Raw genomic sequence first — 26,823 nt, 5'->3', positions numbered from 1 at the left:
ATCGTTGCAATGCTTTGGCTTTAAGGCATGGATGCTAGGGTCTGCGCGCGTCGCTTCGCTCCTTGCTCCGCCCTAGGATAACGACTCGTATTACCGGCCGGCTTTCGTTGTGTAGATATCCCTATACGCCTCGCGCAAAACGTTCTTTTGCACCTTGCCCATCGTGTTGCGCGGCAATTCGTCGACGAAGATCACCTGCTTCGGATGCTTGTATTTCGCCAGCCGCCCAGCGATGGCGTCGGCAATCTCGGCTGCGCTGATTGCCGAGCCCGGCTTGCGCACCACCACGGCCGTGACGCCTTCGCCGAAGTCGGGATGCGCAACCCCGATCACCGCGCTTTCGGCAACGCCGGCAAGCGCGTCGATCTCGCTCTCGATCTCCTTGGGATAGACGTTGTAGCCGCCCGAGATGATCAGGTCCTTGCCGCGGCCGACGATGTGGACATAGCCGCCGGTATCGATCAGGCCGAGGTCGCCGGTGATGAAGAAGCCGTCGTCGCGGAATTCGGCCTTGGTTTTCTCTGGCATCCGCCAATAGCCGGCAAAGACGTTCGGGCCCTTCACCTCGATCATGCCGATCTCGCCCTGGGCTAGCGGCTTGCCGCTTTCGGGGTCGGCGACGCGCAGCGAGACACCCGGCAGCGGAAAGCCGACCGTGCCCGCGCGCCGTTCGCCGTCATAGGGGTTGGAGGTGTTCATGTTGGTTTCGGTCATGCCGTAGCGTTCGAGGATGGCGTGGCCGGTGCGCTCGCGCCAGGCATTATGCGTCTCGCTAAGCAACGGCGCCGAACCGGAGATGAACAGCCGCATGCGGCTGGCCGCCTCCTTCGTCAGGCCCTGCTGCTGCAGGAGCCGCACATAGAAGGTCGGCACGCCCATCAGCGCGGTCGCGCGCGGCAGAATCGAAATCACACGGGCCGGGTCGAACTTCCGCTCGAACAGCATCTTTGCGCCGGCCATCAGGATGACGTTGGTCGCGACGAACAGGCCGTGCGTGTGGAAGATCGGCAGCGCGTGGATGAGCACATCATCGCTGCTGAAGCGCCAGTAATCCACCAGCACGCGCGCGTTGGAGGCGAGGTTCTCGTGGCTGAGCATGGCGCCCTTGGAGCGGCCCGTCGTGCCCGATGTGTAAAGGATGGCGGCAAGATCGTCGGGGCCGCGCTCCAGATCCGCAAAATCCGCCGGCTGCAGCGCCGCACGTTCCGCAAGCGTGCCCTGTCCGTCGCGGCCTACCGTCAGCGTCGCCGCCCCCGCCGATGCGGCAAGCGGTTGCACATCCTTCACCTTTTCCGGATCGCACACGACCAGCCGCGGCTCCGCGTCGCGGAAGAAATAGTCGAGCTCCGGCAGCGTATAGGCGGTATTGAGCGGCAGGAAGACGGCGCCGGCGCGCAGACAGGCGAGATAGAGGAGCAAAGCTTCAGGGGTCTTCTCCACCTGCACGGCGACGCGATCGCCGGGCAGCACACCAGCGGCGACCAGCGCGTGCGCAAACTGCGCGGACCGCGCCAGCATGTCGGCATAGGAAATCGAACGCCCGTCATCCGTCTCCATCAGCACTTGGCCAGGCGCCGGCATGCTGGCGCGAAACGCGTCGAACAGGTGATTGGTCATGTCGTCCCCTGGCGTCGAAAGCTCGGCCAGAGCGAATATCAGATTTGTCAGCGATGGGCAGCTATTTGCGACCGCGCGCGGCCTTGCCTGCGCGAGCCCGCGGACCGTCGCCTGGGCTGAGCTGCGCCATGCACATCTCCGCCGTCAGGCGGTAGTGACTGAGCAAGGCCTCGACCGCGCCGTCGGCGTCGCCGTCCATGGTCCGCTCGGCAATCGTCCGGTGCTCGCCGAAGTCGTCGCGTTCGGAGCCGGGGCCGCGCTGCGAGATCAGCCGGTAGCGGGAGGCCTGGTCGGAAAGCTGGTCGCAAAAGCCGATCAGCCAATGCGAGCGGCAGGCGCAGATCAGCGCGCGATGAAAGGCGCGGTGCAGCTTCTCCCATTCCGGATTGTTGGTTGCCGGGTCGTCGGGCCGGCGGCGTTCGGCGCGCGCCAGGCGGTGCAGGGCGAGCACCAGCTGTTCTTCCCATTCCGCCGTTCGGTGCGCAATGGATTCGCGTAATGCGCGTTCTTCCAGCCAGCACCGCGTGCGGGTGAGCTCCTCCAGCTCGGCCGCGTTGACCGGCATCACGAAGAAGCCGCGCTGGTCGTGGCGGCCGAGCAATCCCTCGGCGGCCAGACGGTTCAGCGCCTCGCGCACCGGCGAGGCGCCGGCGCCATACCGGGAAACGACCCATTCGACGCGCAGCTTGCCCTCGGCTTCCAAAGCTCCCCGCAGCAAGTCCTCGCGGAGCTGATGGTAGACCGAACTGGCCAGCGTGCTCTTGGCACCCTTGCCTTCGCCCGTATCGGCGTTCCCGTATGGCAATTTGACTCCTGTTGCCGGCCCCTGTTTTGCAGGGTCCCTCGGCCAAGCAATTTCATACGATGTATCTTGCAGCCGAGCACTGCCGCCTAAAAACGTATGATGGCGATATTCGTACTTTAAGACAAGGCGGGGTCAATTATCGAATAAAGTAAAATCCACTTGAAAAAAGGCTGGCGTCAGTGGGAGACTTGACATAACTCGGTATACTGAACAGCCCTCAGTTAGCGAGGCGGCTTTGCTAGGAACGCACTGTCGACGTCTTTAACGGGCGGCCTTGTCGGCGGCTGAGCGGATCGCTTCGATATTTGCCCGATAGGTTTCCACTGTGCCGCCTTTGAAAATGGCCGCGCCGGCCACCAGCACGCCGGCGCCGGCGGCCGTCACCAGCGGCGCCGTTTCCGGCGAGATGCCGCCGTCGATCTCGATGCGGATCGGGCGCTCGCCGATCAGCGCCTTGACCTTTCGCACCTTGTCGACGATCGCCGGGATGAAAGCCTGGCCGCCGAAGCCGGGATTGACGGTCATGATCAGGATGAGGTCGAGCCGGTCGAGCACATATTCGATCGCCGTTTCCGGCGTCGCCGGGTTGAGCGAGACACCGGCCTTCTTGCCGAGACCTTTGATGGTTTGCAGCGAACGGTCGAGATGCGGGCCGGCCTCGGCATGCACCGTTATGCCGTCGCAGCCGGCCTCGGCAAAAGCCGCCAGGTAGGGGTCGGCAGGCGCGATCATGAGATGGCAGTCGAAGAAGGTTTTTGTCCGGTTGCGGATCGCCTTGATCACCGGTGGGCCGAAAGTGATGTTGGGCACGAAATGGCCGTCCATCACGTCGAGATGGATCCAATCGGCTCCGGCCGCCGCGACCGCTTCGACCTCGTCGCCGAGCTTCGAGAAATCCGACGCCAGCACCGATGGTGCGATCAGGGTCTTCTTGCTCATGAAAGGCTTCTCCCGGCATCCTCATCGGCGCGCTGTGCTGCGCGCTGGCACGCGGGTCTGCCTAGACCATCGTCCGGCCAAGGGGAAGCGTGTTTTCCGCTTCGCTCGACGGGCGCGCAAAACGCGAGCTGCGATGCGGGAAAGAGAGAACCCGCTGGATTTCTCCGGCGGGTTCGCGGGCGCGGTAGTGATGGGCTGCCTTACTGAAGATTGTCGGTCGCCGGGTTCCGCTGCAGCCTTGGTTGGCTTCTTGGCACCAACTGCTGCAGGATATTCGGATTGAGCAGCAGGTCCGGATCGATCTCCAAGCCTGGCCGCCTGCGGATCGGGAAGCAATCCGGATACCGGCCGGCCGTTCCGACTGGGCAGCGCCGCCTGATGATCGGCTGGCACATGCCATCGATCATCTCCGAGCCCGGCGCGCATACAGCGTCTTCGAACCTGCCGCATCTACCTTCGATCACTTCGGTGCCGCGTGGACACACGCAGACGCCGCGTTTGTTGAGGAACTGGCCGCGGATGGAGCATGCTTGCGGCTTCCTGACCGGCACGCAGGCTTTGCCCTTCAACGCCGTCCCCCTCGGGCAGACGCAATCGCCATCGGCATTGCGCACCTGGCCGCGAATGCGGCACTGGCTGGGCGTCTGCTGCCTGTCGGACACGCAAGCCTTGGCGGCGCGGTCGACATGCGTGCCCTTGGGACAGGCGCAGCCATCCGGTGTCGGCACGGCGCCGCGGATCGTGCATTTCGGCGGAGCGACCCGGCAGACGCCGTTCACCAGCTCGCCACGCCGGCATACGCAATTGCCCTCCTGGTCGCGGTATTGGCCGGGACGCAGCGTGCACTGCGGCTCCTGCGGCTGCTCGCTCTGAACGCATCTGCCGTTTTCCAGCTCGGCGCCGCGCGGGCAGACGCAGCGTCCGTCCTCGGTCCGGATCTGGCCCTTGAGCAGGACGCAGCGCTGCGGCACTGGCAGCGGCTGCAGTTTGGCGCCGCCGGACGAGCACTGACCGTTGCCGAAGGTGGTGCCGTCTGGGCAGGCGCAGCGGCCGGCCGAGTTGAGCACCATGCCGCCCGAACACTTCACCTCACCCTTGATCGTGAAGGGGTGGCATGCATAGGCCTTGCCGCGGTCGCCTTGCGCGTTGGCTGGCGCGCGCGACAGCACATCGCCGCCGCCCTGCACCGGCGTGTTTGGCGAGAGCACCCCGACGCAGTTCTGTCCGCTGACCGTACCCCGCAGAGTGGCAAGGCGCGCGTCGTCGGGAAGGACTACTGTGACATGATGCGTTTGGCTTTCGCCGGCGCCCAGCGTCAGATTGGCGATGCAGGACGCCGGCAGCGTCGCCGGCTCCGGCGAGCAGCCGAAAGGCGGGTCGATCGCGGTGATCTTGACACCCTCCAGCCTGCCGAGACCGTCGATGCCGACCGCATCGCCGATGCGGACCGGACCTGAGAAGGCATTCGGCCCCTCATTCGTGATGGTGATCTCGAACGAGCAGGGCGCACCTGGCTGGCATTCGCTGTCGCCGGTCTTCTCGACGCGGATCGTGGAGGCCCCACCGCCTTTCGCGCAAGCCTGGCCGATCGGATAGACGATGTCGTCGCGGGGCGCCGGCCCAAAAGAGCCGCGCGCGCAGTTCTCGAACGCGTCATTGCCGCCGACCGTCACGTCGAAGTGCCGGCTGGTTCCGGGCGTCATGACGGCGCCGGCAATCTGGCAAGACAGCATGTTGGCGGGCACTGGCCCGCAGTTCCAGTCAGCGCCATCCGGGGTCACGGTCCGGACAGCGACCGGCGCGCCGCCCGACACCAGCGTGGCGGCATCGTTGACCCGCACCGGACCGATGGGGGCAGCAGTGCCGGCATTGGTCACGGTGATGCGGCAGGATACCGAAGACGCACCGGCCAGCGAGCTCTCGCACGCCTTGGTGATGCGCAGGCCGGGCTTGGCGCCATTCGGACGGCGGATGCGCTCGGTCGCGCAGGCCTTGTTGTTGGCGAGGTCGACCTCGCCGGCAATTGCCTTCACCTCGGCGCAGTTCTCGACCGTGTCCGGCCGGTAGTTTGCCGGCATGACCGTCTTGACCACGATCGGCGTCGAGGCGCCCGGCGGCAGCGAGATGCCGGCATTGTCGCAGCGGAACTGGCCGGGGCCGTTCGGCCCGCAGGTCCATGGCGGGCTGGGCCCGAAGGCCGAGGAGGTCGGCGCGTCGCCAGGATAGGTGTCGATCACGGTCAGCGGCCCGTGATAGGTGCCGGTGCCGTTGTTGATGATATCGATCACGAAGCTGCAGATGCCGTCCGGTGTGCAGACCGGCATGCGGGCGCGCTTCTTCAGCATCAGGTCGACCTTCTTCTCGGCCGCAGGCTGGCACTGCGGATCGCGATCGCCACGGCGGCAGACGGGGATCGAGGCGCAGCCGCGATCGTTCTGCTGGCTACCGAACAGCGGCTTGCCGCTCGCCTGGTAGTCATAGGCGGCGCAATTGCGCAGCACGCTGCCCTGCCAGCCGCCGGCCGGCTTGAAGCCGAGCTTGAGGACGGCGGAGGCGCCCGGGTTGAGCGTGGTTGCCGGATGGGTGCAGGTCATCGGCGTCGTCCCGGGCGCGCAGACCCAGGGTGGGTTCGGTCCCGACGACAGCGCCGACCCGGCCGGCAATGTCACCTCGTCGAGCACGATCTTGCCGTTATAGGGCGCATCGCCGACATTGGTGACCGTGATGGTGAAGTCGCAGCCGCCGGACATCGTGCAGCGCGGCACCTCTGCCCACTTCTCCACCTTGAGGTCGGGCTGCTTTTCGGGCGGGCACCTGAGATCACGCGGAATGTCGATGTCGATCTCCTGCGTGCAGCAAAGTCCCCAGCCTTCCTTCGGCCCGGCATAGGTGTCGATGCCGGTGACGACGAGATGGATGGCCTCGCCCGGCGAGGCGCCGATGATCTTCCAGTTCAACACGCCGCCGCCGGCAGGTACCTGCTGGGTGTCGGTGGCGATGGTGATGCCGGGTGTCGTCGTCGACAGCTGCACCCATTTGCCGGCCATCTCCGGACCGACCGGCATGTGATAGATGAAGGCGCCGCCGCCGGGCACGCAGTCGACCGTGCCGCGTTCGACCTTGAAGCATTCCTTGCTGGGAGGCGGAGGCGGCGGGTTGCACTTGCTCAGGTCGATCGTGATCGAGGTTTTCACGCCGGTGAGGAAATCGGCGTCGTCGGGCTTGTCTGGATCCTGCGAGGGGATCGTGGTTGCCGGGCCGCCCCTGAAGGCCACCTTCATCTCACCCTGGTTATCGACCGTTGCCGGCGCGGCGAAGGCGGCATGGTCTATCTTGGCCGTGATCCGGAAAGTGATCACGCGTTCGTCGGCAGCGCCGACGCCGTCGAGGTTCGAAGCGCTGATCCGGAAATTGGAAACGCTTGCCGTATCGTTTGGACCGGCCGATGTGCTGATCGAAGCAGCGGGCAGCGGTCCGCCGGAAGCGCTCGTGCCGTCGCCGACGACGTCGACGCTGACGATCTGCAAGCCGTGCGGCAGCTGGTCCTTGAAGTCGAGCCTTGTCGCCTTCAGAAGGGCCGCCACGCTTGGCCGGTCGAAGTCCTGCGGGTCGCCATGGATGCCGAAGCTCAAGACGTATTCGACGCTATCGCAGCCTCTTAGGGCACCCTTCTTGGTGAAGAAGGGGATGATCCGCCCGAGCTCCGGATTGATGCCGCGCGATCCAGCCGTGATTTCCGGATTGGCGATCTGGCCAGCCGGTGCCTTGTCCTGCGCAAGCGCCGGCACTGCCGGCATCATGGCGATCGCGACACCGGCCGCCATCAGCCAGCGTGCGCCGCGCCTGGCGTGCGACAGGGGTTTTATGATCGTGCCCATGACGGTTTTGCGCGGGGCAGGGCGGGAAGGGACGAGACCGCTCATCTGTCCCTCCTCGGCGCTTCGCACTCGACGACCGGCGTCCTGAGCGGCAGCGTCAACTTGCAGCAAGGATAGTAGCCGCCCTTGTCCCGGTCGGACTTCCGGTAGAAGCAGAGCCCGACATTGACGGTGTCGCCCGGATTATGGCCGGTTATGCCGATCGTGTAGGGCTTGCCCGGCGCATGCGACATGGGTGAGGTTACTCCGACGCCCGGTGTCTTGGACAAAGCCTTGATCGAATCGCCGCCAAAGCCGGCGTGGTCATGGAGATAGAGGTCGGCCTGGAGGCCGCGGGGTGTGCAGAAATACTGCACGTCCTCGACATCGAGGCATGGGGGCAGGTTGCCGGGCGGTGGGAAGTCCGGCGGATAGACGGGAGGCAGGAAGCCGCCAGGGATTTCCTCATAATAGCCGGCGCGGCGCTCGCAGGGGCGCCAGACCCTCACGTCGCCGACATGACCCTGGACGTCGGGGTTCTCGAAATAGCCGTCGAAGTCGACGAACCAGGAGCCGAAGGGCGGCACGTTTGCCGGCTTGACCAGCTTGTTTGGCGTGAGCTGCACGCCATGCACGGCAAGCGGCCCGCCGGCGGCGAGGCGCTCGGCAAGCTCCGGATTGTCGCGCAATTTGTCGCCGGTGTTCACGACCGTGTCAGTGCAGACCGAGGTGTCAAGATTGCCTTCGGGGTCGTAGCGGTATTGTAGGTCGACGCCGCCTGCCGACTGACGGTTGCCCTGCGGGAAGCCGACCGCATATTCCTGCGGCACCTCGGCCCAGACCGATTCCGTTGCCGGATCGTCCGGATCCTCGCGCTGGTAGCGGATCACCGCGCCTTTGCCCGTCTCGGCGAAGCGGCTGTAATCGTAGCGGTTCTCGACCGGGCCGCGCTGGGCGAGATACATGAAACCCTGATTGTCGAAGGCGATATCGGTGACGGCATAATCTTGGTCGGCCTTGACCGTCAGTTCCCAGCGCGGATCGCGGCCAAAACCCCCGTCGCTTGCAATGCCGACCGACCAGATTTCGGCTTTCTCGCCTACGGAATAGTAGAGCCGCCCGCCATGGTAGGCGACGGCCCAGACGCGGCGCGCATCCTGCGTATAGCCCCAGGTTCGGCGGTCTTCCGAATCGAAGGCAGTGTCGTGGATGTCCATCACGGCGCCGTCGTCGGCGACCGGGGCCAGCCCATGCGCGGGACGCCCGGCAACGCCATGGTCGAAGCTGTCGATCAGATTGCCCTCGATATCGATGCGGTGGATGAGCCCGGTATCGAGATCCGAAGCGAAGAACTCACGATGGGTCGGATCGAAGGCGAGGTTGCCGATGCCGGGCCCGGTGTTGGTATCGATGTCGGCGAATTTCGAGACGGCGCCCGAGATACCGTCGATCTTCCAGATGGTGCCCGGTCCGCCGCCATTTTCGGTGCCGAACTGGCCGTTCATGAAGACGGCGCCGGCGGCGCCGCGGCGCTGTCGCTCAGGCCGCCCGTCCTCGTCGGTGTCGGGCGTGACGATCTCGATGCCGTGCAGCGAGGTCGCCGCCGCATAGAGGTTCGGAATGCCCGACGGCACCCCATCGCGCACGCCGTCGTCATAGGTGAGGCCGAACACCTCGCCGATCTGGCCGGCTGTCACCTCGAAGGGCGGCGGCGTGTAGACGAGCTGGCCCGAAGCTGGGCCGCCGAGTTGCGAGACGTTGAAAATGCGCAACGAGGCCTGCGAAGTGTCGATGAAGGTTTCGTCGACCGGGTCGACGCCGGGCGGCAGGCCGCCCTTTTCGGAATCGGGAGAGCCGAAATCCGGGATGATCGTGCCGGGGAAGCCGGTCACCGCCATCGAGCCCGGATAGATGATCTGGGTTTCCTGAGCCTTTGCCGCACCGCCGAGGCAAAAGCCGGCAGCCAGTGCCAGGGCAAGCATTCCGCTGGTGGTCACGATCGCACGGCGCAAACCGCCGCCGCGAAAAGACACGAACGAGCCGCGGTCGCGAGACATTGAGCTCCCCCCGAAGTCTTCGGAAGAACCCTCCGATTTCGCCGCGCAAAACAAGGTAAGTCGCAGCGTTCCGGCTCGTTCGTCCCTGATAGAATTGTCTGTTTTCCGCCTGTTCACGATACGCCGGGCGCCTGGCAGGGTCAACGGAATCAGCCGAAAGCCGAGCGCGTCGTCTCCATCCCGAAGCCGATGATCGCGCCGAGCTCCTGTTGCTTTCTCGGACCACCGCGGCTCTGGATTTCTGATCATACGGGCTCCCTTTCCGGCCCGCGCCATGCGGCGCCTGGCCGTCAGTCGCAGGCTGAGGCGGAAAGGTTCAATGCGGTCTAGAGCAATTCGAGAAAAAGTGTGAGCGGTTTTCCGTCCGGAATTGCGTCAGAACAAACAAGCCCGAGCATTTCGTCGTTTCCGTGAAACGGTGAAATGCTCCAGGCGCCCGGCTGGTAGAGCTGTCTTTGCCCGTCTCATGCAAGTCGCCGAAAAGAGAGCAGCGATTTTGGCATCAGCCCCGAAGCGCGGCGCTTGAATTCTCGACGCGACGCGCCTTGGCAAAATCACCAGATCCACTCGCCTCTGCCGAGCACGGAGACCGCCTCGACGATGCGGGTGAAGCTCGCGCGAGCACGACCGACCGTATGCCGGGCTCTCAAATAGCTGTGCACCAGCCCCTGTTCTTCGAACCAGTAGGCATACCCGCCGGCCGCGACGACGCGGTCGCGATAGGCCTCGCCGTCTGAGGACAGCGGGTCGCATTGGGCTGTGATCAGCACTGTCGGCGGGAGATAGGCGAAATTGGCGTCGGCGAGCGGCGACAGCGTGAGGTCGCCGGTCCGGTCCACGCCGCCGGTGCGAATGTTCAGGTAGAATTCGATATCGCGCAGGGTCAGCATCGGCGCGTCAGCATGCGCCACATAGGAGCCGCGCGAGTGGTCGCCCCCGAGGCTGGGATAGATCAGCACCTGGCCGGCCGGCTTCTTGACGTGACCGCGCGTTGCGTGGGCAACGGCGGCGCAGAGGTTTCCGCCGGCGCTGTCGCCGCAAAGCAGGACAGGGCAAACATAGATCTTGGCGGCCCATTCAAAGGCGCTTAGCACGTCGTCGAAGGCGGCCGGATGCAGATGTTCCGGCGCCAGCCGGTAATCGACCGAGACCACCTCGTAGCCGGTGCGGGCGCACAGCTCGGCGCAGACATCGTCATGGCTGTCCAGCCCGCCGAGGATGAATCCGCCGCCATGAACATAGAGCACCATTGCGGCGCTGTTCGTTTCCGCGTTGCTATAGATGCGGATCGGGATGCTGGCGGTCGGCGTGGCGATGGCGGTCGTTTCGACCGTCACGCCTTGCGGATAGCCGGCGAAGAACTCGCGGCACATCCGGTCGTAGATCGCCCGCTGCTCTGCGATCGTGTAGTCGATCGTGTCGGGCGGGTAATAGGAATTGGTCTTCTCGATGAAAGCCCAGGTCTCGGCGTCGATGAGGGTCTTGTAGTCGGTCATAGCGCTTGGGCCGATCGCGAAGGTCGAGCCTGAGCACCCCCCTCTGTCCTGCCGGACATCTCCCCCGCAGGGGGAGAGATTGGCAGCTTGGGCGCCGGCGATCCAACTGCGACGCTGGCAATTGGCGAAAGCGACCGTGACATCCGATCTCCCCCCTTGCGGGGGAGACGCCCGGCAGGGCAGAGGGGGGTGTGACGGAACGCCATCGTCTGCGGCCTATCTACCCTTCCACACCGGATCGCGCTTCTCCGCAAAGGCGCGGAAGCCTTCCATATTGTCCTCCGAGCCGTAGAGGATATCGACCGTCGGCAGTTGCCTGCGCGTCACCTTGTTCATGGCCTCCTGGAAGGTCAGCGCCTCGGCCACGCGCGCCGTCTCCTTGATCGCGGCGAAAACCAGCGGCGGGCCGCTGGCCAAAAGCCGCGCGATTTCCCAGACGCGGTCCTCCAGCTTCTCCTTGGGCAGCACCTCGTTGACCAGGCCCCAGCGATGCGCTTCCGCCACATCCATCCAACGGCCGGTGAGGAGAAGGTCCATGGCGATATGGTAGGGAATGCGTTTCGGCAGCTTGATCGTCGCGGCGTCGGCCAGCGTGCCGGCGCGAATCTCGGGCAGCGCGAAGGAAGAATGGTCAGAGGCGTAGATCAGGTCGCAGGACAGCGCCAGCTCGAAGCCGCCGCCCACCGCCATGCCGTTGACGCAGGCGATCACCGGCTTGTTCAAGTCGCGCAGTTCCTGCAGCCCGGCAAAGCCGCCGACGCCGTAGTCGCCGTCGACCGCGTCGCCGGCCGCAGCCGCCTTCAGGTCCCAGCCGGCGCAGAAGAACTTGTCTCCGGCCGTCTTGACGATGGCGACGCGCAAGCCGGGATCGTCGCGGAACGCCTTGAACGTCTCGCCCATCAGTCGTGAGGTCTTGAGGTCGATGGCATTGGCCTTGGGCCGGTCGAGCGTGACTTCCAGGATCGTGCCTTCGCGGCGGGTGGTGATGACGTCAGCCATTCTTCTTTTCTCCAAGCACCAGCAGTGCGTCGGCGATCCAGGCGCCCTTGCCTTCGGCGCAGACGATCAGCGGGTTGATGTCGAGCTCTTCGATTTCGCCTTCATTCTTCTGCACGAAGTCGGCAATGCCGGCGATGGCGTCGATGGCGGCCTGGACGTCGGCCTTGGGCCGGCCGCGATAGCCCTCCAGCAGCGGATAGAGCTTCAGGCCACGCAGCGCCGCCTCGATGTCGTCGCGCGTCGCCGGCAGCATCAGGGTCACGCTGTCGCGCAGCAGCTCGACCAGCACGCCGCCGGTGCCGAGCGTCATCACCGCGCCGAACATCGGGTCGCGGGTGAAGCCGACGATCAGTTCGGCGACGCCGTCGCGCACCATGCGCTCGGCATAGAGCCCGGTGCCGAGCGGCAACAGGTCATGCGCGGCATTGCTGACGGATTCGGCGTCCTTGAGGTTCAGCCGCACGGCGCCGACCTCCGACTTGTGCGTCACGCCGAGCGTCTTCAGCGCCACCGGGAAACCAAGCGCCATGGACGCAATCACCGCCTCGACCGCGTTCGAGGCGCGCTCGCCCTTCGGCACCGGCAGCCCGGCCTCGATCAGACGCGCTTTGGCCTCGGCTTCGTCCGGTGTGACGTGGTCGCCGTCGGAAGCGCCCGCCGCCGTGGTGTCGACCGGCTGCGCCTGCGGCTCGCGCCAGGCCCAGCCGATGAAGGCGGCGGCCTGGGCGGCGTCCATCGCTTCCGAAATGCCGAACAAGGGCACCATGCCGCGCGCCATCAGCCCGGCGGTATATTCCTCCGGCAGGTTTTCCGGCAGCGAGGAGACGATCGCGCCCTGCGCCCTGTTGGTCTTCAGCGCCGCCTCGAAGGCACGCAGCGTCGCCCACCAGTCGGTGTCCGAGCAGCGGTCGGGGCGCGGGAAGTCGAGCACCAGCATGTTGAGGTCGAAGCCGCCCGACACCATGGCAGTGAAGGTGGCCGTCATCGCCGGCTCGTTGTTCCAGATGAAGGTGTGGTAGTCGAGCGGATTGGCGACCGCGACCAGCGGCCCGAGCGTCGATTTGACATGCGCGCGATGCTCGGCGCTTAGCGTCGGGAAATGCACCCAGCGTCCTTCCGCGCTGTCGGCCATCACGGAGGCTTCGCCGCCCGAGCAGCTCATCGACGACAGTCTGTAGCCGGGCAGCGGCCCGGTGATGTGCAAGAGCTTCAACGCCTCGATGAAGGCCGGTATGGAATCGACGCGCGCGATGCCCAGCCGCTTCAGGAACGCGCCCGAGGCGGCATCCGAACCGGCAAGCGACGCGGTATGGGAAACCGTCGCCTGCCGCGCCTGTTCCGAGCGGCCGACCTTCATGGCGATGATCGGCTTCTTCAGCTCGCGGGCTCTCGCCGCCAATCGCTCGAAGCCGGCCACGGAATCGAAGGCCTCGATATGCAGGCCAAGCGACGTGACGCGCTCGTCCTCGATCAGACCGAGCGCCATTTCGGAAAGGCCGGTCTGCGCCTGGTTGCCGGCCGTCATCAGGAACGCGATCGGCAGACCGCGCTTCTGCATCGTCATGTTGATGGCGATGTTGGACGACTGAGTGATGATGGCGACGCCCTTGCCGCCCTCGGCCAGTCTGATCCCGCCATGCTGATCGGGCCACAAAAGCGCGCCGTCGGCATAGTTGATCAGGCCATAGCAGTTCGGGCCGATGATCGGCATCTCACCCGCGGCGGCGACCAGCTCGGCCTGCAGCCGCTCGCCGTCCTCGTCATAGGCCTCGGTCTCGAGGAAGCCGGCGGCAAAGCAGACGGCGCCACCGGCGCCGCGCTCGGCCAATGCCTTGACCACTTCGATGGTGAGATGCCGGTTGACCCCGACAAAGGCGGCGTCCGGCGCGCCGGGCAAGTCGGCGACGGAACGGTAGGCCTTGCGGCCTGCGACCTCGTCCTTGGTCGGGTGCACCGGCCAGATTTCGCCGGCAAAGCCCATCTTGATTGATTGCGCGACGACGGCGGCGGCCTGCGCCCCGCCGAACACGGCGATCGATTTCGGGCGCAGGAGACGTTCGAGTTTATGCATGGTCATCTTTTCATTTGAGCACGATCGTTGCCAAAACCGGATCCCGGTTTTGGCGGATCATGCTCTAAGCCCCGAACGGGCGCAGCAACGCCCGCGAAATAATATGTCGCTGAATCTCCGAAGTGCCTTCCCAGATGCGCTCGACGCGCGCGTCGCGCCAGATGCGCTCCAGCGGCAGGTCGTCCATCAGCCCCATGCCGCCATGGATCTGGATCGCCTCGTCGGCAACGAAAGCCAGCATCTCGGTAGCCTTCAGCTTGGCCATCGCCATGTCCTGATCGGTGACGGTGCCCTGATCGTACTTCCAGCCGGCTTCGAACACCATCAGGTCAGCGGCCTTCAACTCCGTCGCCATATCGGCGAGCTTGAACGACACACCCTGGAACTTGCCGATCTGCTGGCCGAACTGCTGGCGCTGCGCGGCATATTCGATGGCATGCGAAAGCGCGCGCTCTGCGCGGCCGAGGCAGGTGGCGCCGACCTGCAGGCGCGTGGCGCCGAGCCACGAATTCGCCACCTCGAAGCCCTTATGCACTTCGCCGAGCACCTGGGAAGCCGGCAGCCGGCAGTCGTCGAATTCGAGGATCGAGTTGGTGTAGCCGCGATGCGAGACGTTGCGGTAGCCGTCGCGCACCGTGAACCCTTTGGTGCCCTTGTCGACGAAGAAGGCGGTGATCTTCTTGCGCTTGCCGCGCGGCGAATCCTCTTCGCCCGAAGCCATGAATACGATGGCAAAGTCGGCGATGTCGGCGTGGCTGATGAAGTGCTTGGTGCCGTTGAGCACCCAGTCCGAGCCGTCCTGAACCGCGGTCGCCTTCATGCCGCGCAGGTCGGAGCCGGCGCCGGGCTCGGTCATCGCCAGGCAGTCCCACTTTTCGCCGCGGATGCAGGGGAAGAGATATTTTTCACGCTGCTCCGGTGTGCCGGCGAGCAGGATGTTGGAGGGACGCGCCACGCAGGTCCAGTGCAGCGCGTAATTGGCGCGGCCAAGTTCCTTCTCGTAGAGCAGCCAGCTCACCGTATCGAGGCCGGCGCCGCCGACATCGGCCGGCATGTTGGCGGCGTAGAGCCCGGCCGCGATCGCCTTCGCCTTCAATTCGTCGATCAGCTCGCGGCGCAGTTCGCCGGTGCGTTCCACCTCGCGCTCATGCGGGTAAAGCTCGTTCTCGACAAAGGCACGCGTCGTCTCGACGATCAGTTTTTGTTCTTCCGAAAGACCGAAATGCATCGCCTCAGCCCTTCTTCTTGCTTGTTTTCGCCTTGTCGGCCTTTGCGGGCTTCTCGGCCTTTGCGGGCTTCGCCATCTTCTTCGCCGGCTTGGCGGCTTTTGCTTTGTCGCCTGCCTTGGCGGCCGGCTTCGCCGCCAGCTTGGCCAACTGCCTGGTATAGTCCTTGTGAAGCGCGCCGGCGCCCCAGCCCTTGCCCTTGTTCTGCTTCGACAGTGCATCCATGATGGCGACCAGATTGTCGTCACGGATCTTTTCAAGCTCGCGGATCGAGAGGCCGTTTGCCTGCTCGTCCGACTGCGTGGCGATCAGGTCGACCAGCTCGTCGTTGAACTCCGGCACGTCCATCAGCTTGGTCCACGGCCATTTCAGGCAAGGTCCGAACTGCGCCATGAAGTGGCGCATGCCGGCTTCGCCGCCGGCGACGCGGTAGACCTGGAACATTCCCATTTGAGCCCAGCGCAGGCCAAAGGAATAGCGCATGATGTCGTCGAGTTCCTCGACGGTGCAGATGCCGTCCTTGACCAGCCACAGCGCCTCGCGCCACGCGGCCTCCAGGAGGCGATCGCCGACGAAGGCCTCGATCTCCTTGCGCACCACCACCGGCTTCATGCCGATCGAGGCGTAGATCTCCTTGGCGACCTCGATCGCCTCGGGAAAAGTCTGCTGGCCGCCGACGATCTCGACCAGAGGCAGAAGATAGACCGGGTTGAACGGGTGCCCGACGACCAGCCGCTCCGGGTGCTTCTTCATCGCCACCTGCATGTCGGTCGGCTTGATGCCGGAGGTGGAGGAGCCGATTATGGCATTGGCTGGCGCATGGGCGTCGATCTCGGCCAGCACTTTGTGCTTGAGGTCGAGCCGCTCCGGCACGCTCTCCTGGATGAAATCGGCATCCGCCACCGCGTCGCCGATCGTCTTGGCGAAGGTGAGCTTGCCTTCCTTAGGCAGGCCGCCGGGCAGCATCTGCTTGTAGGCACGGCGTGCGCCCTTCATCACCTCGCCGACTTTGCGCGACGCCTCGGGATCGGGATCGAAGATCGAAACATCGATGCCGTTCAAGAGCAGGCGCGCCACCCAGCCGGCGCCGATGACGCCGCCGCCGATGGCGGCCGCCTTGTTGATGATGCTCATGGTCAGGCTCCGGTTCTGGTCTTGGCTGTTTCGGGATCGGAAAGCGGCACGCGCTCGCCGGCGCGGATCACGGCTGGGTCGTAAGCTTTGCGCGCGAAGACTTCGAGCACGAGGGGCCGGAAGAACTCGATCGGCAGCGTCTCGTAGTCGGGATCGAAGCTCGACTGGTCCCAGCGCTCGCAGAACCGGTCGCAATCGTCGAAATAGAGATGGCCGGCGAAGCGGTCGCGGGCATGCTGGTTGCCGCCCAAATGATGCGCGTAATAGAGGCGCTGGAAGTCGCCGTGCTTTTCGACAACCCAGGTGCATTGCTCGCGCACGAACGGCTTCAGGATCGTGGCGGCATATTCGTCATGATTGTAGGGCGCGTAGATGTCGCCGATGTCGTGCAGAAGCGCGGAGACGATCCAGTCAGTGTCGGCGCCGTCGCGCCAGGCGCGCGTCGCCGCCTGCAGCGAATGGCCTAGCCGGGTGATCTTGTAGCCGGACAAACCTTCGTCGAGCTGCACCAGGGCGGAAAGCAGCCGATCCCCTGTCCTGGCGGCATAGTCGATCTCGTGGGCGGTCAGGAATTCATAGTCTTCCTTGTCGCCGTCCTTCATCGCGGTGAATTTGACGGTAGCCATCTCGACCTCCCGCTTTTCAATGTTGATTGAGCATGATCTTTTCCGAACCGCAGGTCAGCGAAGCAAAAACCGGTTCCCACTTTGCGGGATCATGCTCATGCCGCGATCGGCGCCCGCTTGGTGAGGTTGAGCTTCTTGCGCACTTCCTCCGGTCCGAGCACGCGCGCACCGAGATTGGAGACGATGCTCACCGCGCGCTCGACGAGCTGCGCATTGGTCGCCAGCACGCCCTTGTCCAGCCACAGATTGTCTTCCAGGCCGACACGGACATTGCCGCCGGCCAGCACCGCCGCCGCGACATAGGCCATCTGGTTGCGGCCGATCGAGAAGGCCGACCAGTTCCAGGTCGACGGCACGTTGTTGACCATCGCCATGAAGGTGTTGAGGTCGTCCGGCGCGCCCCAAGGCACACCCATGCACAGCTGCACCAGCGCATCCGGCTTCAGCACCTGTTCCTCGACCAGCTGCTTGGCGAACCACAGATGCCCGGTATCGAAAGCCTCGATCTCGGGCTTCACGCCGAGCGCCGTCATCATGCCGCCCATGGCGCGCAGCATGCCGGGCGTGTTGGTCATCACATAATCGGCTTCGGCGAAATTCATCGTGCCGCAATCAAGCGTGCAGATCTCCGGCAGGCACTGGCGCACATGCTCCATGCGGTTGGTGGCGCCGCCCATGTCGGTGCCCTTCTCGTTGAGCGGCAGCGGCGCTTCCGGCGAGCCGAACACCATGTCGCCGCCCATGCCGGCGGTGAGGTTCAGCACCACGTCCACGTTCGCCTCGCGGATGCGCTCGGTGACCTCACGGTAGAGATGGACGTCACGCCTGGGCTTGCCGGTTTCGGGGTCGCGCACATGGCAATGGACGATCGCAGCACCCGCCTTGGCGGCCTCGATCGCCGAATCGGCGATCTGCTTGGGCGAGCGCGGCACGTTCGGGCTGCGGTCCTGCGTCCCGCCCGAACCGGTCACGGCACAGGTGATGAAAACCTCACGGTTCATCGCGAGCGGCATCGTCTTTCCTCCCAAATTCGATCAGCCATTGATGAAGCCGGAAACCGGCTTTGCTATGACGACCTGCGCCGAAGCTGGCCAAGCATGACCGACTTGCCGGAAACTGTTTTGCATTTTACGAAGGCGCCATGACTAAAAGCGAAAAACCGATGATCTTTCGCGCCGAGCGGGAAACCCTCAAGGTGACGTTTCTGGTGTTCTCGGGCTCGTCGATCATGTGCGTGGCCTCGGCGGTCGACCCGCTGCGCGCCGCCAACCGCATCTCTGGCGAGACTTTGTTCGACTTCAAGCTGGTCTCGCTCACCGGAGAGGCGCCGGTGACGACCTGCGGCTTGCCGGTCGCCGTCAGCGGCCGCTTCGATGCCGCCGAAGCGACCGACATGCTGGTCGTCGTCGCCGGCTTCGGAACGCAGAACTATGCGACGTCGGCGTTGCTGGCCGGGTTGCGCCGCGCGGCGCGTGCAGCCCGCGCCTGCGGCGGCGTCGAGGCCGGCACCTGGCTGGTGGCGCGCGCCGGCCTGCTCGAAGGCCGCAGCGCCACCACGCATTGGGAAGACATGGAGGATTTCTCCGCCGCCTTTCCGGGCGTCGATGTGCGCCCCGACCGCTATGTCATCGACGGGCCGGTCTTCACCTCGGGCGGTGCCTCGCCCACCTTCGACCTGATGCTGCATCTGGTCCGCACCCGGCTCGGCATGGCGGCCGCGCTCGATGTGGCGAGCGTCTTCATCTACGATCAGACGCGCGCGGCGACCGACGCTCAGCCGCTGGTCTCGCTCGGCCGGCTCGACGGCTACGATCCGCGCCTGGCGCAGGCGATCCGGCTGATGGAAGCGCATGTCGATGAGCCGCTGACCATCGATGCCGTGGCCAAGCGCGCCGGCGTCACGGCGCGAACACTCGAGAGCATCTTCCGCAAGTCCATCGGCGAGACGCCGGGCGCCTATTATCTGCGGCTGCGGCTCGCCGCCGCCCGACGTCTGGTGGTCGACACGCGCATCGCCATGGCCGACATTGCCGGGCGTACGGGTTTTTCATCAGCCGCGGCGTTTTCCAGGGCGTTTTCCCGCGCGTTCGGCGAAGCGCCGGTCAGGCTGCGGCGCGGCTGAGGATCCAGTCTACCGCCGCGCTGAGGTCGTCGACCAGCGCCGTGGGCGCCGGGTCGAAGCGTGTCTCGTCACCGGGGCGATACTTGCCGGTGCGTACGAGCAGCGCCGCGCCGAGCCCGGCGCTGAGCGCGCCGGCGACATCGCTTTCCGCGTCGTCTCCGACCATCACCGCGTCGGTCTGCGGGCAATTCAAGCCGGCAAGCGCCGAGAGGAAGAAATCGGGCGACGGCTTGCCGAGCACGACAGGGCTTCGCCCGCAGGCGAATTCGAGCGCTGCCACGAAGGCGCCGGCGTCGAGGCTGAGCTCACCGTCGGCGTCCTTGAAGGTGCGGTTGGTGGCCAAAGCCAGAAAATCGGCGCCGGCAACGAGTTCGTGGAACGCTCGGTTTAGGCCGGCATAGTCGAAGGCCTCGCCGGCGTCGCCGACGACGACAGCGCGGCTCTTGCCGCCGTCCAGGCCGGCAAACTCGGCTTCGAGGTTGGGATGGACGAGCAGGTGAGGTTGGCGGCCATGCCTTCGCAGCCATTCGAGCGCGGCGCGCGCCGGCGTCAGCAATTCTTCATCCCTGACTTCGACGCCCAGCGCGGCGAGCTGCGCGATGATTCTGTGGCGCGGCGAACGTGTCGTGTTGCTGACGAACCGGAGCGGCAGTCCGGCCTTGCGCAAACGCTCGACCGCAGCCACAGCGCCGGCGATCGGGGTGTCGCCATCATAGACGACACCCGCGAGATCGAGCAGCACCGCGCGTATCATCGGTGCAGGATGGAGAAACAGTCTCCGTTCGTCAAACTGCCGAAAATAGGCCCACGGACACAGGGGCCGAAGAATCAGGCGGCGTCGCGGCCTTCGCGCACAATGCGCGAGCGCATGCTCTTGGCCAGCGCCGTTTCCAACCGCGCGGCGACCGCGCGATCCCATTCATTTGCTTCGCCGGCGCCATCCTTCGGATGCGGCAGCGCCATCAGCCGATCGATGATCGAACCAGCCTCGCCGGAAGAGAGCAGGGCGTCGATTTCGCGTTCGTGCTGCATACGTTTCGCCTCCTTCTTTCCTTCCCGCCGCATGTCGACAATATACGCGATTCGTGACGGCTGTTTGAAGGCAAGAGCGCGGCGATTGAGAGGCAGCGCGGGGCAAAACCTTGTCGTGTAGGTTCACCCCGCATGGAATGCAATTTCAGCTCTGCGGCGCTCGATTCGGGCGCCGCAGGAAAAGCGTCAGACGTAGCGGTTGACGATGTTTTCAAGGAGCTCCTGCCGGCCGGAGCGCGGCTGCGGCTCGATCTTGTCCGCCACCACGCGTTCGGCGATCTCCTCCAGTGTACGCTTGCCGGAAAGCATCGCCTTGCCTTCGGCCGTGTTCCAGCCGGCATAGCGTTCGTTGAGCGGGCCCGACAGCGCCTTGTCTCCGATCATCCTGGCCGCCGCCTTGAGCCCGCGCGCGCAGGCGTCCATGCCGCCGATATGGCCGATCAGCAGATCCTCCGGGTCGAGCGACTGGCGGCGCAGCTTGGCGTCGAAATTGGTGCCGCCGGTCTTGAAGCCGCCGCCCTGCAGGATCTGGTAATAGGCCAAAGCCATCTCCGGCACATTGTTGGGGAACTGGTCGGTGTCCCAGCCGGACTGATAGTCGTTTCGGTTCATGTCGATCGAACCGAAAATGCCGAGCGCGTTGGCCAAGGCCAGCTCATGCTCGAAGGAGTGACCGGCAAGGATCGCATGGCCCTGCTCGATGTTGACCTTCACCTCCTTCTCCAGCCCGAAGCGCTTCAGGAAGCCGTAGACGGTGGCGACATCGTAGTCGTACTGGTGCTTGGTCGGCTCCTGCGGTTTCGGCTCGATCAGGATCGTGCCCTCGAAACCTATTTTGTATTTGTAATCCACGACGAGGTTGAGGAAGCGGCCGGCCTGCTCCTGCTCTCGCGCGAGGTCGGTGTTGAGCAGCGTCTCATAGCCTTCGCGCCCGCCCCACAGCACATAGTTCTCGCCCTTCAGCTTCTTGGTCACGTCGATGCATTTCTTCACCGTCGCCGCCGCGTAGGCGAACACGTCCGGATCGGGATTGGTGGCGGCACCCGCCATGAAGCGGCGATGCGAAAAAAGGTTCGCCGTGCCCCAGAGCAGCTTGACGCCGGTCTGGTTCATTTTGGCCGAAAAATAATCGGCGATCTCGTCGAGGCGCGCCGCGCTTTCGGAGAAATCCTTGCCTTCCGGGCGAACGTCGGCGTCGTGGAAGCAGAAATAGGGGACGCCGAGCAGCGAGAACAGCTCGAAGGCGACGTCGGCCTTCAGTTTCGCCAGTTCCATCGTGTCGATGCCGCCGGGCCTGGCGAACCAGGGGCGGTCGAAGGTTTGGCCGCCGAACGGGTCGCCCCCCTGCCAGGCGAAGGAATGCCAGTACGCGACGGCGAAGCGCAGATGGTCCTCCAGCCGCTTGCCACCCACCACCTCGTCCGGGTTGTAATATCGGTAGGCCAGTGGATTGGTCGAATCCGGCCCTTCATACTTGATGGCCTTGATGTTGCCGAAAAATCCGCTGCTCATGGTTTCCTTCCTCTCCAACTGCTTTCGCCGATTACCTCAGGCGTAATTGGTTTGGCGCTTCCGTGGGTCCAAAAGGGTCATGTCGAAACGATCCAATGAAGGATGAAGACCATGACCGACCTCAACACGATCGCCCGCAACTACATCACCGCCTGGAACGAGAGCGATGCGGCGCGCCGCAAGGCCCTGCTCGAGGCCGCCTTCACCAGCGACGTCAGCTATCGCGACCCGATCATGCAAGGCGACGGCCACGACGGCATCGCCGCGCTGATCGACGGCGTGCAGCAGCAATTCGCCGGCTTCCGCTTCTCGCTGAAGGGTGAGCCGGACGGTTTTGCCGACCGCATCCGCTTTTCGTGGAATCTGGGCCCCGAAGGCGCAGAATCCGTCATCGAAGGCACCGATATTTGCGTCATCGAGAACGGCCGCCTGAAGAGCGTCACCGGCTTCCTCGACAAGGTGCCGGCGCAGTGAGGCTAACTGGGTAAGGGAGGCGCGAGGCACCCCCCTGTGGCCTGCCGGCCATCTCCCCCGCAAGCGGGAAGATCGGCTTTCATCTAGGATTTCGCCAATCTCCAACGCTGCAAAAGGGAGCGAGGCGCCCAAGCTGCCAATCTCCCCCCTTGAGGGGGAGATGCCCGGCAGGGCAGAGGGGGGTGCCTCGCGCATACTCACGCGGTTACCGCCCTGATCGCCGGATAGAGCGCACGATAGCGTTGATAAGCATCTGCATACGCCCCACCAAGCCCGGCATCCGGTTCGATCGTCGCATCGGTCGCCGGCGCGGTGCAAACGGCAAGCGGATCGGCGCCGGTCGCGGCGATCAGCCCGAGACGCGCCGCGCCAAAGGCGGCGCCGAAATCGCCGTCGGCCGGGATGTCGACCGGCAGCTGCAACGCGGTGGCGATCGCCTTCAGCCAGTAGCGCGAGCGCGAGCCGCCGCCGATCGCCGTCACCCTGGTCAGGGTCGTGCCCGCTGTCTTCAGCGCCTCGAGGCTGTCGCGGAAGGCAAACGCCACGCCTTCGAGCACGGCCTGGGTCAGCACGGCGCGGCTCGATTGATGCGCGAGGCCGGTGAAGGAACCACGAATGGCCGCATCATTATGCGGCGTGCGCTCGCCGGAGAGATAGGGCAGGAAAGCGACGCCTGTCGGCGCCTTGAGCTTGTCGCCGAGCTCGCCCGTCAGGTCGCCGGCGCCTTTGCCGGTGATCTCCGACAGCCAGTTGAGCGAATCGGTGGCCGAGAGGATGACTCCCATCTGGTGCCAGGTGTTGGGCAGCGCATGGCAGAAGGTGTGCACCGCGCTTTCCGGATTGGGCAGATAGGAGGCGTTGGCCGCAAACAGCACCCCCGACGTGCCGAGCGACACGAAGGCATGGCCGGCGCCCACGGTGCCCATGCCGCAGGCCGAAGCCGCATTGTCACCGGCGCCGCCGGCGACGGGAATGCCTGAAGCAATGCCCCATTTCGAGGCAAGCTCGCCGCGCAAGGCGCCGGCATTCGCCGTGCCTTCGACCAGCGACGGCATATGCTTCTCGTCGAGCGTTGTCGCGGCAAGCAGTTCGGAGGACCACCGCCGCTTGCCGACGTCGAGCCAGGACGTGCCAGCCGAATCCGACATCTCCGAAATATGCTCGCCGGTCAGCCAGAGCCGCAGATAGTCCTTGGGCAGGAGCACCTTGGCGACAGCGGCAAAAACACTGGGCTCGTTGTCCTTCACCCACACAAGCTTCGGCGCCGTGAAGCCCGGGAAGACGATGTTGCCGGTGAGCTTGCGGAAACGCGGGTCGGCGTCGAGCGCCGCTGCCTCGACATGGCTGCGGGTGTCGTTCCAAAGGATGCAGGGACGCAGCACCTTGTCCGAGGCGTCGAGCAGGGTCGCGCCATGCATCTGGCCGGAGAGGCCGATACCCTTGACCGCTGCAAGCTCCTTGGGATGGGAAGTCTTGAGCTCGGCAATCGCTGTCTGGCAGGCTTCGATCCAGTGCGCCGGATTCTGTTCGGACCAGCCGGCATGCGGCCGCGAGACGTCCAGCGAGCCGTGGCCGGACCCGACGACCGTCTGGCGATCATCGATCAGGAGCGCCTTGACGCCCGAGGTGCCCAGGTCGAGGCCGAGATACATGATTTCCTCCCGATGCCGTTAATTTTTTCGGGTCTCGAAAAAATCTGGCTTGGCCAGTTCTTAAGCCAAGATCCGCCTCCGGTCAATTCTCTGACAAATCGGCCGCGCGGCGCGAGAACAGCGCCGACAGCGGGCTGTCCGGCCGCGCCAGCTGACGCTCGGCGGTCAGCGCCCGTGCCAGCGCGCTGTCACCGGCACGCAGCGCCGCCTCGATCAGCATCAGGTCGATCACGTCGCGTTGTGCATGGCTGCCGCCGAAGCGGTGCGCGATCCAGCGGATTGGCCGGATCAGGCGCACGACTTCTCCGTAGTTGCCCTCGCCGAATGCTTTGATCGCCAAGGTCAGAGGGTGGCCAACGTCGCGCGTGAATGCGGCGTTGTCGTCATCGCCGCGCATTGCTTCGCGCTGCGCTTCGAGCAGGGTCTGCGCCGGCGCGTGCAGCCCGGCGCCGACAAAAGCCATCATCGCATGCGCATCGTTGAAGGCGTAATTGCCGGCGGCCGCCTTTGGCGCCCAGTTCGCCGCAAGCGCCGCCCAGCGGTCGCCGACATCGACGCCGTGGAGATAAAGTCGCCACAGGATCGCCGAGGCGTCGACCATGTTGAGCGCCAGCGTCGAGCGGTCGCCGTAGATCGGCCCGTCATAGAGCTGGAGCACCTCGTTTGTCTCGCCGAGATCGTAGTGGAACAGCGCCAGATGCCACCAATTATGGATCTTGAGGAAGCTGTCCTTCGTCCACGCCTCCGGATTGGCGCGCATCCAGGCGATGCCCTCCCTTTGCCGGCTTTGCATTTCCATGACATGCGCGACCGCGTGCTGCGCCCAGCCGTCGCGCGGCTCGATCTCGATGGCCTGCCGGCCGAAGGCTTCGGCGCGCGCATAGTCGCCCATTTCCTCCAGCCCGAAGGCCTGCATGCCGAGAACGGCGTGGTAGCCCGGCATGTCCTTCTCCCAAGCCGGCAACGCCCGACCGATGCGGTCGCGCAGCATGCGCGCATTGCCGATGAAGAAGTCGATCTGGTGGCCAACCTGCAGCGCCACCGCATCGAGCGGATTGTTGATGGCGATGTCCTCGAGGATGCGGGCGGCGTCATGCCAGCGGCCGCTGGCAAGATGGCCGAGCGCCGCGACATGCGCCCGTTCGCGCGCGGTGCCGGCGAGCGGCAGCGCCGCCGCATGGCAGGTTTGCGCAATCGCCGTCGCCTCCCGCTCGGTGGCGAGGCCGAACAGATAGCCCTTGAACACATGCGCCATCACGAAGCTGGGCTCATCGGCGATCGCGCTATCGATGGAGCCGACCGGGTCGCCGATGAAGCACTGCAGCTCACGGACGGCTCTGGCGTAGGACGAAAGCCCGGCTTCGGTCGCGCCCGAGTGCGTCAGGCCGAATGCGTCCTTCAGCGCCATGCCGCGTCCTTTGATGCCTATTCGTCCGGTCGAACCGATGCGATCCTAGAACATCGACCATCGGCCCGCCAACCGGCGAGGGCTTCGACTGTGTCGAACCGGACTTCTCCTCAATTCCCCGAACGCATCGCCACCGTGGCGATGCCGGCGCCGACAAGCAATGTCCCGCCGGTGCGGTTGAAGATACGGATCGCCCTTGGGTTGCGCACGATGGCGCGCGCTCGTGAAGCAATCAGCGCATAGCCGAAGGCATTGCTGAATGCGAGCGCCAGGAAGGTCGCTTCGAAGATCAGCATCTGCGTCCAGAAATCGGCATGCCGGTCGAGAAACTGCGGCAGGAAGGCGACGAAAAACGTGATGCTCTTCGGGTTAAGCGCCGTGACCAGCCAGGCATGCGCCATCATCCTTGCCGCCGACACGGCGTCGGTGCGCGGTTCGGCCTTCAGCGCGCCGCCGGCGCGGAACAGTTTTATGCCGAGATAGATGAGGTAGCCGGCGCCGATCACCTTGAGCACGGTGAACACAGTGGCCGAAGCCGCAAGCAGCGCGCCGATGCCGAGCATCGAAAGCGTCATGGCGGTGAAATCGCCGAGCGCGACGCCGACTGCCATCGGCAGCGCCGTACGCCAGCCCTGGCCGAGCGCATAGGAGACGACCAAGAGGATCGTCGGGCCCGGGATGACGAGGAGGATGGCGGAGGCGGCGGCAAAGGCAGCCCAGTTTTCGAAGGACATTTCCCTACTCCTTGAGCGCAAAGAACAGGATAAATCCTGGGGTATGCGAGATTGTAAAGAGGCGTTGGAGAAAATCTTCGGCGCCGGCCTGCCCTGGCGCCTGGCCCGGACAACGCCCTGTCAGGGTTAAGTGCGGGCAAAGTTCTTTCACCCTTTTTCAACCATGACTGACGAAAATTGCAGCCATTCGGCCGGACCGTGCTTCCCGCCGACAGCGTAGGGTTTGGTGTATGCGCGAGTTGCCGCAAAGTCTGACGCCGCCTTCGAGCGGCGAAACTGTCGAAACCGAAGTTCCGCTTTCCCGCCGCGCCATGCTTTCAGGCATGGGCGCCATGGCGCTGCTCGGCATGGCCGGCTGCAGCACCACCGACACGCTCGACCTGCCGCAATTGCAGATCGACGACACCACCACCGGATCGGTGCCGATCCGACCGGCGATCAGCGTCGACAAGAACATCACTGGTCCCGACGTGATGTATGCTGCCTTGACCGACAACGGCTTCCAGGTCCCGGCGGTGCCCTACCAGAAGGTCAAGCCGGAGTTCCGCCGCCAGATCGTCGTCGACAAGACCGGCGAAGCGCCCGGCACCATCGTCGTGCATTTGCAGGAGCGCATGCTTTATCTCGTCCAGCCCGGCGGCGACGCCATCCGCTACGGCGTCGGCATCGGTAAGGACGGCTTCCGCTGGTCGGGCCGCGCCAACATCCAGTACGGCAAGGAATGGCCGGTCTGGACGCCGCCGCCGGAGATGGTCAAGCGCAAGCCGGAACTGGTGAAATGGCAGGGCGGCCAGCCCGGCGGCCTGACCAATCCGCTGGGCGCCCGCGCGCTTTACATCTACCAGAACGGCAAGGACACCGGTTACCGCATCCACGGCTCGCCCGAATGGTGGACCATCGGCCAGGCGATGTCGTCGGGCTGCGTGCGGCTGATCAACCAAGACATCATCGACCTCTACAACAGGGTATCGAAGAAGAACCCAGTCGTCGTCGTCTGATTTTTTCGGCGGTCAGCACGGCCGCTATTTTTTCGGGATCATGCTCCTCCTTTCTCCCGTTGCG

At 65.0% G+C, this 26,823-nt stretch carries 21 protein-coding genes; 3 read left to right on the top strand and 18 right to left on the bottom strand.

Annotated elements, in window-relative coordinates; genetic code table 11:
• Positions 1-90: 90 nt before the first annotated feature.
• The 12 genes from CK218_RS14965 to CK218_RS14905 form a co-directional block, all read right to left on the bottom strand.
• On the bottom strand, positions 91-1,617 hold the full coding sequence (locus tag CK218_RS14965; RefSeq protein ID WP_095828188.1) for a malonyl-CoA synthase: 1,527 nt from the start codon (positions 1,615-1,617) through the stop codon (positions 91-93).
• Between the two features lie 61 nt (positions 1,618-1,678).
• Entirely contained in the window at positions 1,679-2,422 is a 744-nt protein-coding gene (locus CK218_RS14960) for a GntR family transcriptional regulator (protein ID WP_067324052.1), read from the bottom strand.
• A gap of 261 nt (positions 2,423-2,683) precedes the next feature.
• Positions 2,684-3,361 carry a ribulose-phosphate 3-epimerase gene (gene rpe, locus CK218_RS14955; protein WP_066996092.1) on the bottom strand — a complete coding sequence of 226 codons (678 nt, stop codon included), beginning with the start codon at positions 3,359-3,361 and terminating at the stop codon, positions 2,684-2,686.
• 200 nt (positions 3,362-3,561) lie between these two features.
• Positions 3,562-7,284, bottom strand: coding sequence for a DUF11 domain-containing protein (locus CK218_RS14950; protein ID WP_095828187.1), 3,723 nt, complete (start codon positions 7,282-7,284; stop codon positions 3,562-3,564).
• Positions 7,281-9,551, bottom strand: coding sequence for a hypothetical protein (locus CK218_RS14945; protein WP_179294509.1), 2,271 nt, complete (start codon positions 9,549-9,551; stop codon positions 7,281-7,283). Before CK218_RS14945 ends, CK218_RS14950 begins: the two co-directional genes overlap by 4 nt.
• A gap of 278 nt (positions 9,552-9,829) precedes the next feature.
• Positions 9,830-10,771 carry an alpha/beta hydrolase gene (locus tag CK218_RS14940; RefSeq protein ID WP_095828185.1) on the bottom strand — a complete coding sequence of 314 codons (942 nt, stop codon included), beginning with the start codon at positions 10,769-10,771 and terminating at the stop codon, positions 9,830-9,832.
• Positions 10,772-10,987: 216 nt separating this feature from the next.
• Positions 10,988-11,770: a carnitinyl-CoA dehydratase gene (locus CK218_RS14930; RefSeq protein ID WP_066996079.1), complete on the bottom strand. Its 783-nt coding sequence runs from the start codon at positions 11,768-11,770 to the stop codon at positions 10,988-10,990.
• A complete protein-coding gene (locus tag CK218_RS14925) occupies positions 11,763-13,841 on the bottom strand; it encodes an acetate--CoA ligase family protein (protein WP_066996197.1) in 2,079 nt (692 codons plus the stop codon). The genes CK218_RS14930 and CK218_RS14925 overlap by 8 nt, the downstream gene beginning before the upstream one ends.
• A 64-nt stretch (positions 13,842-13,905) precedes the next feature.
• Complete coding sequence (locus CK218_RS14920; RefSeq protein ID WP_066996076.1) at positions 13,906-15,069, bottom strand: acyl-CoA dehydrogenase; 1,164 nt, start codon at positions 15,067-15,069, stop codon at positions 13,906-13,908.
• Between the two features lie 4 nt (positions 15,070-15,073).
• Positions 15,074-16,201, bottom strand: coding sequence for a carnitine 3-dehydrogenase (locus CK218_RS14915; RefSeq protein ID WP_095828183.1), 1,128 nt, complete (start codon positions 16,199-16,201; stop codon positions 15,074-15,076).
• A 2-nt stretch (positions 16,202-16,203) separates the two neighbouring features.
• Positions 16,204-16,827 (bottom strand): HD domain-containing protein, encoded by a 624-nt coding sequence (locus CK218_RS14910; RefSeq protein ID WP_066996070.1) that lies wholly within the window; start codon positions 16,825-16,827, stop codon positions 16,204-16,206.
• A gap of 95 nt (positions 16,828-16,922) precedes the next feature.
• Positions 16,923-17,840 (bottom strand): 3-keto-5-aminohexanoate cleavage protein, encoded by a 918-nt coding sequence (locus CK218_RS14905; protein ID WP_066996067.1) that lies wholly within the window; start codon positions 17,838-17,840, stop codon positions 16,923-16,925.
• Positions 17,841-17,968: 128 nt separating this feature from the next.
• Here CK218_RS14905 and CK218_RS14900 point away from each other — a divergent pair, with 128 nt between their 5' ends.
• The gene (locus tag CK218_RS14900; RefSeq protein WP_095828182.1) at positions 17,969-18,949 is read left to right on the top strand and encodes a GlxA family transcriptional regulator; all 981 of its coding nucleotides are present in this window, start codon (positions 17,969-17,971) and stop codon (positions 18,947-18,949) included.
• On the opposite strand, the gene CK218_RS14895 is transcribed toward CK218_RS14900, so the two are convergent.
• The 3 genes from CK218_RS14895 to xylA all read right to left on the bottom strand — a co-directional run bounded on the left by CK218_RS14895 (position 18,930) and on the right by xylA (position 21,493).
• On the bottom strand, positions 18,930-19,703 hold the full coding sequence (locus tag CK218_RS14895; protein WP_095828181.1) for a TIGR01458 family HAD-type hydrolase: 774 nt from the start codon (positions 19,701-19,703) through the stop codon (positions 18,930-18,932). The genes CK218_RS14900 and CK218_RS14895 overlap by 20 nt on opposite strands.
• Positions 19,704-19,777: 74 nt before the next feature.
• Positions 19,778-19,981, bottom strand: coding sequence for a hypothetical protein (locus CK218_RS14890; protein WP_066996194.1), 204 nt, complete (start codon positions 19,979-19,981; stop codon positions 19,778-19,780).
• A gap of 186 nt (positions 19,982-20,167) precedes the next feature.
• Positions 20,168-21,493: a xylose isomerase gene (gene xylA / locus CK218_RS14885; RefSeq protein WP_095828180.1), complete on the bottom strand. Its 1,326-nt coding sequence runs from the start codon at positions 21,491-21,493 to the stop codon at positions 20,168-20,170.
• A gap of 111 nt (positions 21,494-21,604) precedes the next feature.
• On the opposite strand from xylA, the gene CK218_RS14880 reads away from it, so the two are divergent.
• Complete coding sequence (locus tag CK218_RS14880) at positions 21,605-21,967, top strand: nuclear transport factor 2 family protein (RefSeq protein WP_066996191.1); 363 nt, start codon at positions 21,605-21,607, stop codon at positions 21,965-21,967.
• 197 nt (positions 21,968-22,164) lie between these two features.
• Here CK218_RS14880 and xylB read toward each other — a convergent pair whose 3' ends face one another.
• From xylB to CK218_RS14860, 3 genes are all read right to left on the bottom strand, one after another.
• The gene (xylB, locus tag CK218_RS14870; protein WP_095828179.1) at positions 22,165-23,619 is read right to left on the bottom strand and encodes a xylulokinase; all 1,455 of its coding nucleotides are present in this window, start codon (positions 23,617-23,619) and stop codon (positions 22,165-22,167) included.
• 82 nt (positions 23,620-23,701) lie between these two features.
• Positions 23,702-25,027: a tetratricopeptide repeat protein gene (locus tag CK218_RS14865; RefSeq protein WP_095828178.1), complete on the bottom strand. Its 1,326-nt coding sequence runs from the start codon at positions 25,025-25,027 to the stop codon at positions 23,702-23,704.
• Positions 25,028-25,137: 110 nt separating this feature from the next.
• Positions 25,138-25,761: a LysE family translocator gene (locus CK218_RS14860; RefSeq protein ID WP_066996047.1), complete on the bottom strand. Its 624-nt coding sequence runs from the start codon at positions 25,759-25,761 to the stop codon at positions 25,138-25,140.
• Between the two features lie 230 nt (positions 25,762-25,991).
• On the opposite strand from CK218_RS14860, the gene CK218_RS14855 reads away from it, so the two are divergent.
• Positions 25,992-26,759, top strand: a complete 768-nt coding sequence (locus tag CK218_RS14855; RefSeq protein WP_095776964.1) for a L,D-transpeptidase — start codon at positions 25,992-25,994, stop codon at positions 26,757-26,759.
• The last annotated feature ends 64 nt before the right edge of the window (positions 26,760-26,823 follow it).

Source organism: Mesorhizobium sp. WSM3879 (assembly GCF_002294915.1).
In the GTDB taxonomy this organism is placed as follows: Bacteria; Pseudomonadota; Alphaproteobacteria; order Rhizobiales; family Rhizobiaceae; genus Mesorhizobium.
The sequence above is the reverse complement of the archived record's forward strand: the minus strand, read 5'-3'. Positions and strand labels throughout refer to the sequence as shown.